The following is a 14708-nucleotide window of genomic DNA, read 5'->3' on the forward strand; positions in this document are numbered from 1 at the left end:
CTGCCGTGTAATTGACCTTGACAAGAAATGCTATAATTTCCTAGCAAGAGGGGAATTTAATCCCTCTCAGGGTTGCCATCGCACAATTTTGTCGGTTGCCAGTTCTCGTCAGCTTGTCTGTCAAAAATATGCCCATTCCAGTTTGAATCGGTGCTGTTATGTCAAGATTCAAGATTTCTGGCTGCAACAGAACTGGAAAATCAAATAATCTATTCCCTCAAATCTTCTTACCTTAGACAAAAATAATGAAATTCGAGGAAATCCAAGAGATTCTTAATCGGCAACTGCTCAAGCTTGAGAATCGCTGTCTCAATGACACAGAACAATTATTATTGCGAGGACTTTGGCAGAAAAAGAACTATCAAGAAATTGCCCAAGAAAACGGTTATAGTAGCGGCTATCTTGCCAATGTAGTTGCCCCAGGACTCTATGATAGAGTCTCGCAACTGATCGGAGAACCGATCAATAAGAAAAATTTTTTATCTAGACTACAATCTCATTTTACCAACTCCACATCGCTTCAGTATTGCGGTAATGAATATCCCCAGAATGAGCGTCCAGAATACCCCGATGCTCCTGTTCCCTATAATTCTTATTATTATCTAAAACAAACAAAACTTGAAGCAAAAGTTATCGAGGAAATCGGCCAATCTGGGGCGTTAGTACGCATTAAAGCTCCCAAAAAATGGGGGAAAACGTCTTTATTATTAACAATTTTAGAGGCTTGTCAACAGCAATTCGGTTATCAAATTGTTAGTTTAGATTTACAAAAAGCAGACCAAAACATTATAGCAGATTTTAACAAGTTATTACGCTGGATTTGCCGTAATTGCGCTCGGCAGTTGAATTTAGAAGCCAAATTAGATGATTATTGGGATGAAGATATAGGAATTAAAATGAGTTGGACAATTTATTTTGAAGAGTATATTTTACGAGAGATAAAACAGCCACTGGTATTGGCTTTAGACGAAGTGCATCGAGTCTTTGAACATCCGAAAGTAGCAGAAGATTTTTTACCTTTAATCAGAGCTTGTTATGAAGAATCTAAGCGATCTCCCCTGTGGCAGAAATTACGTTTAATTATTGTTCAATCCACAGAATCTTATGTTTCTCTGCGATTAGAACAGTCTCCTTTTAATGTGGGATTACCCATAGAGTTACAGGGTTTTGATCAAGAACAAGTGGCAGAATTGGCAAAAAAATATCAATTAAATGAATTAGCAACCAACGAAATTCAACAATTGATCGACTTAGTGGGGGGACATCCTGCCTTGATTCATTTAGCGATTTATCATCTTAGCCAAGAGCAAATCACGATGCCAGATTTAATCAAATCAGCAATTACATCAACGGGGATTTATTCCTCTCATTTACAGCTTCACTGGGTCACTTTACAAAAACAACCCGAACTTGCCGATGTTTTTCAACAGATTTGTCAAGGGAATCAACCAATAATAGTCGATCCAATTATTGCTTATAAACTTAATAGTATGGGTTTAATTAAACTGAGAGAAAATCAAGCAATTGTCAGTTGTCAGTTGTATCAAAAGTACTTTATAAGCCAATATACTGGTTCAGTATAAATAAATTTTTGAACCATGGTATTAAGACAGTGATCGCTCAAGCCAATCATTATTAAATATCGTCTGATAAATCCGATTATGAACGTCCATTTTCCCGTGACGCTTTACCACTAATCCAGATAAAAATAACTCAGGTAAATAGGGATTGTTATCAATCTGTATTGGTTCTTGATGGAGGATTTGTCGATACAAGGTTAATAACTGGGGTCGGTTTGGACTTTGAAGAAGGCGATCTTGAATGGTTTTTAAATGTTCGGGTTGATCCTGCATCTCCCAATCTTGAATAATTTTTTCTGCTACTAAGTTGGCCAACCATTGTTCTTCTTGATTAGAGGGGATTGGTTGCTCACTATCCCGCATCAGTTGACAGAGTTTTTGAGTTAAGAAAGGTTGCCCTCCCGTCCAGCTTAAGACTTGTTTGAGCATTGTCTGAAGATTACTGACTTTTTCTGTTAACCCATATAATAAAGGTTGAGCTTCGTGTTCCTTAAAACTTGCTAATTCAATAGCGTTACCAATATTAAAAGGTGTTTTCTGGGGGTCAGTAATTAAAGCTGAAGGTGTGGTAGCACCAAAAAAGGCAAAAGTTAGCTCTTGAAATTGAGGTTGAATCGCTCTCTGGTTATAAAAAGAACGAATTAAAGCAAAAAAGTCAGAGACATCAAATTTTAACCCTAAAATGCTATCAATTTCATCAATAAATATAACAGTCGATTGTCTAGATTGCCGCTGATTAAAATCGTCATTAACCAGAAGAAAATTTTCTATAAATTCTCCTAATCGTTGTACAGGAGGCAGGTCTAATTGTTCACTCCACCAAGCTTTAAAAGTTTTCAATTCTTTGATTAATCCAAAACTGCGGAGCAGATCAACGGCTAATCCTTTATACCATTGTTCGGGGGTAATATTGTCTGTTCCTAGCCGAGTTAAGTCAATTACTGCACATCTAATTCCCTCCTTTTGTAATTGACCCATCATCCGTACCATTAAGCTAGATTTTCCCATTTGACGTGCATTTAAAACATAGCAAAATAGACCTTGTTTGAGAGCTTTATAAAGATTGCGATCAGCTTGTCGAACCACATAATTCGGTGCATCAATCGGTAAACTGCCCCCCACTTGATAGACAAATTTGGAAGGTTGTTCAGCAGTTTTAAGCAGGTCATTTTCAAAGATAAGTTCTGCTTGAGTTGCTTTCAGTACCTCTAAAGTATTTGTGAGTTCTTTTGTCCGTTCTTCTACTCTTTGTTCTAAGGTTTGATAGAGTCTTGAGTTATCAATAGAGATAGCGGCTTGAGCTGCTAGAATATTTAATAGTTCAACTCTTTCTGAGGTAAATGCGCCTGTTGTTAAATTATTTTCTAAATAAACAATTCCTTTTAATTGACCTTGATTGAGTAAAGGAGTACAAAGAATGGATTTAGTTTCTTTAGCCACAATATAATAATCGTTGGTAAATTGACCTTCAGATGTGGCATCATTTAAAACGATAGTTTCTTTTGTACGAGCGACATAATTAATAATGCTAGTGGGTAAAATGGGAATTGAGTTATTATGGTCGATAGATTCTATGGGAATTGATTGTAAGATATTCAGCGTTTCTTTATCAATTGTTCCTTGAGCTTCAATGACCAAATTTCCTTGCTGTTCTAAAATCAAATAACCTTTCTGCGCTCCTGCATTTTCAATGACAATTTTCATTAAATTTGTTAGGAGATTTTCCAGTTTAATTTCTCCAGAAATCGCTTGCGAAGCTTTGAGAATAGTGGTTAAATCCAGAACGGCTCCATCATTACCAGTAGTTGAAATGGTGGTACTCAGTCCTTTAGATTTGTTTTGATTGCTGATGCCTAATAAATATTGAGGGTATTCTTCTTCTAATTGTTTAACTTTGGCCTTTGCACCCCAACGAATGTAACAATGATAAGCATTTCTGAGATATAGTTTACCGATTTCTTCTCTACCTAAAGTAAAATAAAATTCAGAGGCACGTTCATAGGCTAAAGCCTCTTCATGGATAAATTCATATTTTTTTGCTCCTTGAATAGCTTTTTCATAAAATTCTTGAGCTTCCCAGTTTTGACCTAAGACTCTCGCTTTTTCTGCTTCAACTAGATCATATTTATGTTGAAAATTTGCTGGACAATGACTAGACCATATTGCCATCTTCTGCTGATTGTTATCTACTTGTTGTAGTAATTTTCTTTGATCATTTTGCTCTGTGTCATGATAATAAGCTAGAAAACTCAACGATGAATAGAAATTATGTTGTGCTTTAAATAGGGCTGCACCGCTTGTTACCGCTACATATTTTTCTGTATGTTGACTGTTTTCTAAGGAGGCAACAAAATCATTAAAAATATAATAATCAATCATTCTTCCGAAATAATAAATAAATAGTAACCATTGATTATTTTGGTCAAGATATTCTTGGAGATGTTTATCTTCTTCCTCTTGGGAAGTTCCTAGCAATAAAAAATCTTGATGGTGATTAATATCTCGTACATTTTTAGCAGTATTTGTCAAAATAACTAAGAATTTATGAGAATACTCTTGATTAAGTTTTTCCACAAAATGAATGTATTTTTCACAATCTCGTTCTACTTCTTCTAACTGGCATCCTCCTAAAAACTTGATAGCGCAATAGGCCTGTGCGAGAAACCCAACATATTCATTGTGTCCTGTATTAAGTCCTTGTTGCAAGCCATAAAGTAATTTTTCTTGAATGACTTGCTCATTTAGTGGATTTTTCCAACACCATATATAAGCATAATATAAAAAAAATATTTCGGCTTGAAATTTTTGATTATCATCTTTTTCTAATAAGTTAATTGCTAGTTTTCCAAACTTATAACCATAATCAATTTCTGCTGTCATTCCCGACATGAGCATTCCATAAAAAGCATAAATCGTAGAAGCTTGTGGAGGATTGCCGTATTTGATACAGAGATAAGTTAAAGTTAATACTAATTCCGTAAATAGAAGAAAATTAGTTGTATTTGAAGCAGAGCGAATTTGCAGTATTATTTTAATAGCTGCTAGTTTTTTATTGTCAGTCATTATCAAATTATCGGCCAAGTCTTCAATCGATTTATTTTTTAAAAGCAACTTTATGGATCTCTGGCGATTACTAATTCTTTTTTTGATTTCATTTTCTTGAAGAGAAATTTTGATACCTAGTTCTGGTAAAACATTGAGGGCAATATCTATCGCTTTTTGAGGTTGAAAAATTGTAAAGTAGTAGATGATTTGTATTTCATATACCTTGAGTTTATCAAATATGTCTCTAGCTTCTTTTAAGATAGTGTCAGATATTTTTTCAATTTGAGAAAATTTAGTATTTAAGTAAAGAGATTCTAAGGTTTCAACATAAAGTTCTAGAGTTAATTGATAATCAGTTTTCCAGCTATTTAATGTCAACAATTCCAATCCTTTTTCTAAATATCTTAAAGCCGAATCATAAGCTGTTGATGCTTTTGCCTTTTTTCCTGCTTTTAGATTTAACTTAGCCAGTTGATTTTTTTCTAACTGATCGGTAATTAATATTGCTCCCTGATTAAGTTGATTAACAGTATCAAATATTTTATCTTCTAATTGATGCTCTGCTTGATATTTTTCTAATAAAATACGTCCTATTTGCTGATGAAAACATTCTTTTTCTTCTTCAGAAATAAGAGAATAAGCTGCTTGTTGTACTCGGTCATGTAAAAATCGATAATAAATATCAGCAGAATAGTTAAAAGCATCTTGTAGCTTGTTATTTGACAAATCTTCTCCATTCCATAATAGAGGAATTTTATAATTTTTGTCTAGGGGAATCACCAAGCCTTCATCTAGAGCTAACTGTAGTTCTTGAGCGGTAATAGTTTCAGATTTATTATTAATAATCCTAAGGATTTCTAAATTAAATTGATTGCCAATACAAGCTGCTAACTTGAGAACCTGTTGCGTATTTTGAGATAATTTTTTAATTTTATTCACCATTAAATCAACTACATTATCAGTAATAGATAAACTTTCAATTTGTTGTATATTCCATTGCCAATAAACTTGTTTTGTGTACTTCGCTTTCTTTAAATCTAAATTTTCCCTAATAAACAGGAATTTTCTATTGTAGAGAGAATAAAACAATTGGGTTAAGAAAAAAGGATTACCCTCGGTTTTTCTGCTGAGTAATTCCCCTAAGGGTTTAGCTAATTCTCTAGAACAATTTAGAGTATCGGCAATTAATTGATTAATCTCTCTGCTTTTTAAAGGTGAAAGAGAGAGCGTATTAATTGTTTTTTGGGCTTGATTAATTTTGCCTAAAGTGTGCATTAGTGGATGAGTTGTTTCCACTTCATTATCTCGATAAGCACCAATTAGGAGAAAATAGTTAATATCTGGCTCTAAAATTAATTGCTCAATTAAATTTAGAGAAGATAAATCTGCCCACTGTAAATCATCAATAAAAATCACTAAGGGATGTTCTGGTTGACAAAAAATCGTGAGAAAACGCTTAAAAAATAAGTTAAAGCGATTTTGACTTTCCGTTTTACCCAGTGGTTCTACAGGAGGTTGCTTACCAATAATTTTTTCGAGTTCAGGGATAACCTCAACAATAATTTGACCATTATTTCCTAAAGTTTCTAGAATCTTGTCTTTATAGGTTTCAAGATGTCTTTCTGGTTCACTTAACAACTGTTTTACTAAATCTTGAAAAGCTTTAGTAATTGCTGAATAGGGAATATATCGTTGTAGTTGGTCAAATTTGCCCTTAATAACTCGTCCTCGTTGGCGTGTAATTGGTTTGTAAATTTCATTGACTAAAGCTGTTTTACCAATCCCAGAATAACCCGAAATCAGGATCAATTCAGATGAGCCTTGATTGATTTTTTCAAAAATGTTTAGGAGTTTTTCAACTTCTAATTCTCGACCATAGAGTTTTTGCGGAATCTGAAATTTTTCTGGAAGCTCCCGACTTCCTAAAGAAAATAGCTGAATCTGTTCCCCTCTTTTGAGTTGATTGAGACAAATTTCTAAATCATTTTTAATTCCCCAAGCACTCTGATATCTTTCTTCTGGGGTTTTTGCTAATAGTTTTTTGATAATATTAGACACAGCCAAGGAAAGGTCTGGAATCAGTTCGTGTAGGGGTAAAGGGTCTTGAGCAATATGACAATGAACTAACTCCATTGGGTCTGTAGTTTCAAAAGGAAGTCTGTTGGTTAAAAGTTCATAAAAAGTGACTCCAAGGGCATAAAAATCACTACGATAGTCAAGTCCACGATTCATTCTTCCTGTTTGTTCAGGTGCAATATAAGCTAACGTTCCTTCTAATTGATGGGGAGAGATAACGCTGATAAATTCTTGAGCTAACTGGCTAGAAATACCAAAATCAATAACTTTAAGTTCTTCGGTTTTGGGGTTATAGACAATATTAGAAGGGTTAATGTCTTTGTGAATAATATTGGCTTTATGAATAACAGCTAAAGCTTCAGCAATCTTAATGGCAATTTTCAAAAATTCTTCTAGGTTGAATTGACTTTGCTCTAGTAATGATTTTAAAGATTGACCACCAAAGTCTTCTAAAACCATAACTAAACTGTTTTCATATCGCTGTAACTCATAAGCTTTAATAATATTATCAACGTTAAAAGAGCAAGTGATTTGGTATTCTTGTTGATACCGAGTGAGTTCTGATGGCGTTGGGTAATTTTCTTTGAGAATTTTAAGGATAACTGCCTGATTATTGGCATGACGAAAACCTCGATAAACTAAGGAGTTAGCACTTTCGTAGAGTTTTTCGCTGATTTGATATTTTTTTTCCATTGGCTTATCAGTTCAGTCAGAAAATCAAGCTGATCAATTTGCGTCATCTCTTGATTCTCTGACCAATTTTCATAATTAAAATTGAAGATAATTACAAACAACTCAGGGGAATATAAGGTGAAGGTGGATAAACGTGCTTCAATTGGTGATTCTTCCAGTCTTCACTATGTTCGCTAGGATAAAATGGATAGGGACCATCATGCTCTTTTGCCTTTGCCCAAGTTTGAATGTCAGATTGGCTAACATTGAATTCACTGGGTCTGGGTGGATAAGGGACTGTTATTTTACCAGCTGGAAAATCTTTCCCTGTATGAACAAGTTCTGTCATAACACCATGAAAAAGCTCCCAAGTAACATCAAGGCCGTATTCAAAGATTAGCTGATAGATACTGCCAATTGGCTCCCAAATCTGGGCGAAATATTCATGTTTATCGGGATAATAAAAGTTAACTTTATCTTTATAGAAAGCTTGCCCACACAGCAAAAGAGCCAAAGCAATAAAGTCATAATTTATATTGTCTGGTTGAATCAACCAACTATATTTTTTGGTGTGGGTTTTACTATCTACTAATAGTTTTCTGGATAAATCGATCTCACTTATACGTTCTTCACCTTCTTGATCAAGCCAATAAGTACACACTTTTTGTTGAGGAAATCTCAAAATTTTTCTAACCAAATTCACTTTTGCTTTCATTTCATCTGGTATATGTTCCGGCTCAAGCCATGTGTAAGCAATCATCTGAGATAGCTTTCGTGTTTGTAATAAGAAATAAACGGTACTCAATTCTGCTTGAGCTAAAGGATCATCCTTAGGTTGGTCTTTACCTGATGGGCAAAATCTTGGGTCAACCTTAGCTCCTGAGCTAGGAAAACTTGAGGAATCTAAATTATATTTTGTTTGTAAAGCTTCCTTAGTTCCATAGACTAATTTAGGGTGGTCTTCATTTTCAAATTCAAAAATAAGTAGCTGAAAATAGTAATCATTGTATTGATTGCCATCGATCGATTTTGGTCCTTGTCCAATCTTTATAGACAAATTTGATTGTAAATTTTGAACATAACTTCGAGTAAAGACCTGTGCCATTGGTGAATTCCTCCAGGAAGTTGGTTAATAAATTTGATTCTACTGTAAAAACTCAGACTGAGCCATAAAAACGGGTAGGATTGTCCGCAAGTATCTTCTCTACTGTTTCCTTAGCTAAATCTTTCTCAAGCTTAAGCACTTGACTAACAATATCGGGCTTATGATCCATGTGTGGATAATCTGAGCCAAAGATAATATTGTCACTGCCAATGTAGTCTATAAGCTGGGACAGATAAGGTTCAGAGGGTTCAACGGCAATAAAGCATTGACGGCGAAAATACTCTGATGGCATTAATCTTACCCGATCTTTGACCTCCCAAGGTGTAACTTGATACTCTTCGTCAAGTCTCCATAACCAATAGGGTAGCCAACCGCAGCCCGACTCTAAAAATCCGATTCTTAGCTGAGGATGACGTTCTAACACTCCCCCTTCTATTAACGCTAACAGTGCCATCATCTGCTCCATGGGGTGAGAACAAGCATGAAGGGCAAAACGGGTGTTAAATCGATCGGCACCGGTGGTGGGTAAACGACTCCAATGTCCCTCATGAATTCCTACAGCCATGTCCAAATCCTCGCAGGCCGCCCAAAAGGGTTCATAGGCTGGATCGCTCAAAATTCTGCCTTTAACGGGATTAGGGCGCAAAAAAACCGCCTTCCAGCCCAAGTTCGCCATACGGTGTAGCTCTTTGACCATATCTTCGGGATCATGTTGATTGACTGCAGCGACTCCTTTCAGTCTAGCAGGGTCATAGCTACAAAATTCTTCATATAACCATGTATTGTAAGCACGGACAAAAGCCCCCATCACTTCAGCAGGTAGGCTATCAATGGCAAATAACCACAGTCCGTAATTAGGATAAATAAAAGCTACATCTATGCCCATTTGTGTCATAGATTGAACATGGGACTCTGGGTTATAGCGGTTGAGATAAGCATGGGGATGAGCTTGCATCATCTGCTTATTCCCTTCTGCTTGGACTTGTGGGGAGATTTTTTGACTAATCGGTTCTCCTTTGATTTTCATGTCAGCAGAAGGGGCAAATTCCCTAAATTTAGGTTCTAGGTATTGTCCCCACATTGCGGGGGGTTCAATGACATGGGAATCAGCATCAATAATTTTGTACCCGTTGAGCATAGCGATTTTTCGGCAATTTTCTACCTAAATTATATTTGATTGGGAAAAAGCGGTCCCTTTTTTTAGGCTTTTTTTTCATCCCCTAAAACTCCATGGATTGATTGGGTTAAACTTGATACAACACTTTATTAAACTTAACGAATGGAAGCGATTGAATTTAAAATGATTCTTCATCATGGCACAGTTGTCATTCCCCCTGAATACCCCTCTAAGTGGGAAGGTAAGGCGATACGTGTGATACTCTGAAGGGGTTTTGAGCTTGACTCAACCTTCTAAGATACATATAATGTATGTATAACATTTGAATATGATCCCAGAAAAGCAAAAACCAACTGGCAAAAGCACGGTGTTTCCTTTGCAGAAGCTGAAATGGTGTTTTTTGATCCCCTCGCTATTCATGATCTTGATCCCGATTGTATAACAGAAGAACGTTTTATTGCAGTGGGGATGGGAAACATGGGATCACTATTAGTGGTTATTTATACTTTGCGGGGTGAAGTCATTCCCTTGATTTCCGCTCGTCGTGCTACAAAACAAGAGAGAAAAACTTATGAGAAAGGAATATGATTTTTCTAAAGGAAAACGAGGGGCGCTCATTTCCTCTCAGGGAAAAACACGCATTACCATTTATCTAGATGATGAGATTCTAGCTTATTTTCGAGAACAGGCTGAAACCGCAGGAATGGGTTATCAAACCCTAATTAATGAGGCTTTAAAACAATATATCCAATCTCCTTCTGAGCGATCGCTCACTCAGTCCGATTTACGTCGTATTCTTCGGGAAGAATTATCAGCCCTCCAATAATGTTGCTTATGATAGTTACAAGTTAGGCGATCGCTGTCTGTTTTCAAGGATTGCGATCGCTTTTTAATTTTTTCTTGTCAAAGTTTAGTTAAACGGTAAGAGGGGTAATTTTGTAAAGATGTGCTAAATTGGAAGCTTTTTGTAGATCACCTTGACGAAGGGCTTCTCGGACATCATCTAATTTTTGAGCGTCTTCTAATGATAAATAGGGCGACCATCCTTCGGGAGTCTCAATCAGTTCTACTTCCACTTCAGCCATGTACTCTCCAATGTGGATGAGTTTAATGTGAGGCTTTTTTGTCATGGTTTTCTCCTTGTAAAATCACTTGACCAACGTGCTGGATCAGGTCTATAGGCAGTGACTAGAACAGCAGGCGATTCGGTATTCTTGGCTATACCCCAAACCACATGAACGGGTTTACCCTGACTATCTTTCTGTAAGACTAGCACACAACGCCCTTTAGGATATTCCGGGTAATCTTCGAGAATGACAGCTTCTCTAATACCTGTTATCACATCCCTTACCAGAATACCGTCATTTGCTAGTTCATCGTAGCCATGGGCTGATATTTTGACTTGCCCACGGGAAAGTAAAGCCAGAACTAATTGGAAGGTTATACTCATCATCTAATCATAGCATCTCTTTATTCAAGGAAGAAGGTGATCGCTGTCTGTTTTCAAGAATTGCGATCGCTTTTTTGCTGCCTTCTTTTCATCCCCTAAAACCGCTACAAGTCAGAGCTTAAAAGGGTTTTGATGATTTTAGTCGCCCGATTAATTCATTAGTTCTGCTTTCAGGGATGAGGGAGTCATACCATAAAGTCACCCTTTGAATCTAATACAAATCTAATATAAATCTAATATAAAAGTTAATATTCTACTCAAAAAAAACTATTAGAAAAGTATTAATTTTAGAGATTGCCATTACCCAAAATAAAACTTATTCTGGTATCAAAGGTGATTGAACAAATCACTTTTAACCCGAAAGACAAGGCATTTTGCTTAAGGCATTATGGCTAAATCGAAAATTTCACGAATAGATTTTTGAGAATGTCTTGAGGGTGTACGTATGGAAGACAAACTTATTGTTTGTTCAAAATCGAATTCGGTATTTACTCAATAAATAAGGAGATCAATCATGGCTGCTGAGTACACGATCTATTTAGTCAATCAGAGCAAACAAACAAAAACTTTTTGGGCTTTCTTGCAACCTCCAGACGAGCTTAAAGGAAATCCTAATGTTTTCGCCAACTCCAAAATTAATTTGGATGTTGATCCTAACTCGCCAGCGACGAATACGTTTACTATCCCAGTGCAGTATATTGCAGGTGGAGGATCAAGCAATAAAGCTGTTGGATTAGGTATTAAAATTGATGCCTTCGTCAGTAACAATATAGAACTACAAGAGACTTGGGAGATAGACTACGTAACGGTGACGGAGGACTGCCGAGGAAAAAAAGCTCCTACCATGAGCAAAATTGACTCACCTGCTCCTGAAAATATGATTGCCCTGAAGTCTAATGCTTTTGACCAAAGCGCAAATGAAGACTGTAAATGGTATAGTAGTATGTCCTTTGGAATCCAAACTGATAATGGTTTCATTGGTATGAGTTGGTCTCCTAGTCCTAATGACACAAGAACTTTAAGTCCAAAATTGGCATTCTATGTAACAACGGGGGATTATGGCGAAAATGAACTAGCGAGTTGGACTGAGGTTGCTAATGATGCTGCCGTTATTGAACTCAAAGATTTTAAAGCGCGTGAGGCCACTGTCATCTTAACCTCATCAGGAAAGTTTAAGGTTGTGCCGGGGAAACCTAGTCAAGAACTTCTAACTGCACCTTTAAATTTCGTTGACAATTTAATTGATAGTCATAAATTATTGTTAGCGTCACTGACAGATCTATGGCATTCAGCCAAAAACCAAGAACAGGCAAATCTCCTATCAAGCGGTTTTAGCTCTCTCGGAGAAACGCAAGACGATCAAGTAATTAGCGTTACATGGACAAGTACGTTTGAGGATGAAGCTAATACGTTTTTGGCAGGGAAGCTTGCCGTACAAACAGCACTAAAAGCCTCTTTTGGAATCTTTGTATTAAGTGGAGTTGAGTTTAAGATTACTAGCCAGACTGGGGGTAAAACAACAGTTAACTTCACATATTCGGGATCTCAAAGTGCAGATAAGATCAAACAACTTTTCGTAGCTGGAGCAAAGCTTCTATTTAAAAACTCCTAGCAATCTCTATTGGGGCGGTGAGATCGCCAATATTTCAGGCTAGGTTAAAGCAACGAAAACCGACACTATTTAAGGTGTGTTACTGCGGTGACACATCTTAATAGACTCTTTCTGTCAAAATCAAAATTATAATTGGAGTTGTTTCTATGGAAAAGAGACCACTTATAGGAATAATAAAGCATCCTTTTGAGATTACCAAAACACAACTGGAAAATGCGGATGAGTTTTTCCGTCCTATATTAGCAACCCCAGCTACGGGAGGACCTGTTACTATCGTAGAGATAACAACTGATTATGTTCAAGGGATCGAACTGGTAGCGACTTTTTCACCAGCAGAGTTTATTGCTAATGGTGTCAGAAGAGTCGCAGGACAACAAACTGTTGATACAAACGTCATGATTAATTTCAATAAAGATTTAACCCTTTATTGGATGGCTTCCGTTTTCAAAAAAGGCGATATAAGCCCTAACCAGTCATACCATCCATACTCAAGGGATAACGATAATTTTTCCTTGTCATTGAACAAATACATGGAGCTTCAGCACGATGAACAAGGTTGGCATATTCCCGAATATGATTCTGAACAATATACAGTAAATGTAGGGTTTGGTATGGGAGTGAAATGGATTGCTTGGGGATATTCAGTGCTTTGTTCCCCGCAGACGACTCTATCCATAAAGGCAGGATCATACGATCTTGTTAGATCAAATGGACAAGAGGAAATCGGAGATCCTGTTGTATTCGATACTGGAAATTGGGCTATGCTGATGGGATATACTTACACTTTGAAATTTGATTCACGTGGAAATGGGGTTTTAACTAGGCAATAAAACTCAATCTCATCAACTCATCAGCTATCTTAATTCAGTGCGATCGCTTCTTCTTCTCGATTGGATTGAAACAACAAAACCCAACACTATTTAAGGTGTGTTACTGCGGTGACATACCTTTTACTATCAGCGGCGATCGCTGATATATCTCTCTATTGGTCAAACTTTGGGAAGACGCGATCGCACAGAAAAAATTGTTATTAGGCCATCAGGATATGCTATAATGCGGGGTGTTTCAGTTGGCAAAGTGGCAATGATTTGGAACTAGCATTTGAATGGGATAAACAGAAAGCAAAAATAAATCAAAGAAAACATAACATTTCTTTTGAAGAAGCATCCACCGTATTTGATGATCCCTTAGCTGTAAATTTCGATGATCCTGACCATTCTACAGGAGAGAATCGCTATCTTATAATAGGTTTATCAGATCAAGGTAAATTTCTATTTGTTTCTTATACGGATCGTGATCATAAAATTCGTTTAATTAGTGCAAGATTAGTTACACCCAAAGAAAGGAGATATTATGAACGAGAAAATCCAAGATGAATTAGAAGATGACTTGCGAGAAGAATATGATTTAAGTCAACTTAAAAATCCTGTTCGCGGAAAATATTACCAACAGTATCGGGAAGGTCATAGCGTTACTGTTCATCATGAAGATGGAACAAAAACGGTTGAACATTTTCCAGCGCAAAATGATGTAATTATTCTTGATCCTGATGTTAAAAAATATTTTCCTAATTCGGAATCCGTTAATGCGACCTTAAGAAGTTTAATTAAATTAATTCCTCAATAATAGTGCGATGCCTACGGCACTGCATAGCAGCACGCCCCTTCTTCTCGATTAGTTTGAAACAACGAAACCCAACAATAATAAAGGTGTGTTACTGCGGTGACATACCTTTTACCTATCAGTTATAATGGAAAGGTTTGAAGCCTAGACTTTCATCAAATGATGCTCATCTCTCTGAAAAATCCGGGTATCGTATCGTACATAGTGTAATGTCGTTGTCACTACATTATGTTAAAATAATTAAGTTTGGAATTACACACCCATCTTATGAGTAGTAAAACAAAAAGTAGGTTCTTCCGAACTTACCATGTAAAATCAACTAGCAAAATGCCAATTTAATAAACATCTAAGACTAAAGTTTTTAAAGTTTCTAAATCCATAGCCTCTCCTTTTAATCACCTTCAGTTTATTATTAATTCCTTCAACTG

13 protein-coding genes are annotated in these 14708 nt (G+C 36.3%); 7 read left to right on the plus strand and 6 right to left on the minus strand.

Annotated features, from left to right (window positions below):
- The first annotated feature begins 245 nt into the window (after positions 1 to 245).
- A complete protein-coding gene (locus tag IM450_RS01490; protein ID WP_287664284.1) occupies positions 246 to 1583 on the plus strand; it encodes an AAA-like domain-containing protein in 1338 nt (445 codons plus the stop codon).
- 21 nt (positions 1584 to 1604) lie between these two features.
- Here IM450_RS01490 and IM450_RS01495 read toward each other — a convergent pair whose 3' ends face one another.
- From IM450_RS01495 to IM450_RS01505, 3 genes are all read right to left on the minus strand, one after another.
- Positions 1605 to 7394 carry an AAA family ATPase gene (locus IM450_RS01495; RefSeq protein WP_287664287.1) on the minus strand — a complete coding sequence of 1930 codons (5790 nt, stop codon included), beginning with the start codon at positions 7392 to 7394 and terminating at the stop codon, positions 1605 to 1607.
- Positions 7395 to 7485: 91 nt separating this feature from the next.
- Positions 7486 to 8478 (minus strand): hypothetical protein, encoded by a 993-nt coding sequence (locus tag IM450_RS01500; protein WP_287664290.1) that lies wholly within the window; start codon positions 8476 to 8478, stop codon positions 7486 to 7488.
- A 52-nt stretch (positions 8479 to 8530) separates the two neighbouring features.
- Positions 8531 to 9616 carry an amidohydrolase family protein gene (locus tag IM450_RS01505; RefSeq protein WP_104396697.1) on the minus strand — a complete coding sequence of 362 codons (1086 nt, stop codon included), beginning with the start codon at positions 9614 to 9616 and terminating at the stop codon, positions 8531 to 8533.
- Between the two features lie 294 nt (positions 9617 to 9910).
- On the opposite strand from IM450_RS01505, the gene IM450_RS01510 reads away from it, so the two are divergent.
- Positions 9911 to 10183 (plus strand): BrnT family toxin, encoded by a 273-nt coding sequence (locus IM450_RS01510; protein WP_016516511.1) that lies wholly within the window; start codon positions 9911 to 9913, stop codon positions 10181 to 10183.
- Positions 10167 to 10421 (plus strand): BrnA antitoxin family protein, encoded by a 255-nt coding sequence (locus IM450_RS01515; protein WP_002738362.1) that lies wholly within the window; start codon positions 10167 to 10169, stop codon positions 10419 to 10421. The genes IM450_RS01510 and IM450_RS01515 overlap by 17 nt, the downstream gene beginning before the upstream one ends.
- 88 nt (positions 10422 to 10509) lie before the next feature.
- On the opposite strand, the gene IM450_RS01520 is transcribed toward IM450_RS01515, so the two are convergent.
- Positions 10510 to 10725: a hypothetical protein gene (locus IM450_RS01520; RefSeq protein WP_002757627.1), complete on the minus strand. Its 216-nt coding sequence runs from the start codon at positions 10723 to 10725 to the stop codon at positions 10510 to 10512.
- Complete coding sequence (locus IM450_RS01525; RefSeq protein ID WP_016516510.1) at positions 10722 to 11045, minus strand: DUF4258 domain-containing protein; 324 nt, start codon at positions 11043 to 11045, stop codon at positions 10722 to 10724. Before IM450_RS01525 ends, IM450_RS01520 begins: the two co-directional genes overlap by 4 nt.
- Positions 11046 to 11559: 514 nt before the next feature.
- On the opposite strand from IM450_RS01525, the gene IM450_RS01530 reads away from it, so the two are divergent.
- The 4 genes from IM450_RS01530 (at position 11560) to IM450_RS01545 (ending at position 14283) form a co-directional block, all read left to right on the plus strand.
- The gene (locus IM450_RS01530) at positions 11560 to 12657 is read left to right on the plus strand and encodes a hypothetical protein (RefSeq protein WP_287664293.1); all 1098 of its coding nucleotides are present in this window, start codon (positions 11560 to 11562) and stop codon (positions 12655 to 12657) included.
- Positions 12658 to 12803: 146 nt separating this feature from the next.
- Positions 12804 to 13487 carry a hypothetical protein gene (locus tag IM450_RS01535; protein WP_287664296.1) on the plus strand — a complete coding sequence of 228 codons (684 nt, stop codon included), beginning with the start codon at positions 12804 to 12806 and terminating at the stop codon, positions 13485 to 13487.
- Positions 13488 to 13745: 258 nt separating this feature from the next.
- Positions 13746 to 14033: a BrnT family toxin gene (locus tag IM450_RS01540; RefSeq protein WP_072924714.1), complete on the plus strand. Its 288-nt coding sequence runs from the start codon at positions 13746 to 13748 to the stop codon at positions 14031 to 14033.
- Positions 14011 to 14283, plus strand: a complete 273-nt coding sequence (locus tag IM450_RS01545; protein ID WP_061433357.1) for a hypothetical protein — start codon at positions 14011 to 14013, stop codon at positions 14281 to 14283. Before IM450_RS01540 ends, IM450_RS01545 begins: the two co-directional genes overlap by 23 nt.
- A gap of 312 nt (positions 14284 to 14595) precedes the next feature.
- Here the strand turns inward: IM450_RS01545 and IM450_RS01550 are convergent.
- Positions 14596 to 14708, minus strand: a 113-nt coding sequence (locus IM450_RS01550; RefSeq protein ID WP_036400142.1) for a transposase, incomplete at its 5' end; no start/stop codon positions are given.

It is taken from the genome of Microcystis sp. M083S1, from assembly GCF_020246405.1.
GTDB classification, from domain to species: domain Bacteria; phylum Cyanobacteriota; class Cyanobacteriia; order Cyanobacteriales; family Microcystaceae; genus Microcystis; species Microcystis aeruginosa_C.

What these genes read in the sequence shown, in the direction of transcription:
- IM450_RS01515 (WP_002738362.1), top strand. Translation starts at nt 10,167, where the DNA reads ATGAGAAAGGAATATGATTTTTCTAAAGGAAAACGAGGGGCGCTCATT.
- IM450_RS01530 (WP_287664293.1), top strand. Translation starts at nt 11,560, where the DNA reads ATGGCTGCTGAGTACACGATCTATTTAGTCAATCAGAGCAAACAAACA.
- IM450_RS01500 (WP_287664290.1), bottom strand. Translation starts at nt 8,478, where the DNA reads ATGGCACAGGTCTTTACTCGAAGTTATGTTCAAAATTTACAATCAAAT.
- IM450_RS01535 (WP_287664296.1), top strand. Translation starts at nt 12,804, where the DNA reads ATGGAAAAGAGACCACTTATAGGAATAATAAAGCATCCTTTTGAGATT.
- IM450_RS01505 (WP_104396697.1), bottom strand. Translation starts at nt 9,616, where the DNA reads ATGCTCAACGGGTACAAAATTATTGATGCTGATTCCCATGTCATTGAA.
- IM450_RS01545 (WP_061433357.1), top strand. Translation starts at nt 14,011, where the DNA reads ATGAACGAGAAAATCCAAGATGAATTAGAAGATGACTTGCGAGAAGAA.
- IM450_RS01525 (WP_016516510.1), bottom strand. Translation starts at nt 11,045, where the DNA reads ATGAGTATAACCTTCCAATTAGTTCTGGCTTTACTTTCCCGTGGGCAA.
- IM450_RS01520 (WP_002757627.1), bottom strand. Translation starts at nt 10,725, where the DNA reads ATGACAAAAAAGCCTCACATTAAACTCATCCACATTGGAGAGTACATG.
- IM450_RS01490 (WP_287664284.1), top strand. Translation starts at nt 246, where the DNA reads ATGAAATTCGAGGAAATCCAAGAGATTCTTAATCGGCAACTGCTCAAG.
- IM450_RS01495 (WP_287664287.1), bottom strand. Translation starts at nt 7,394, where the DNA reads ATGGAAAAAAAATATCAAATCAGCGAAAAACTCTACGAAAGTGCTAAC.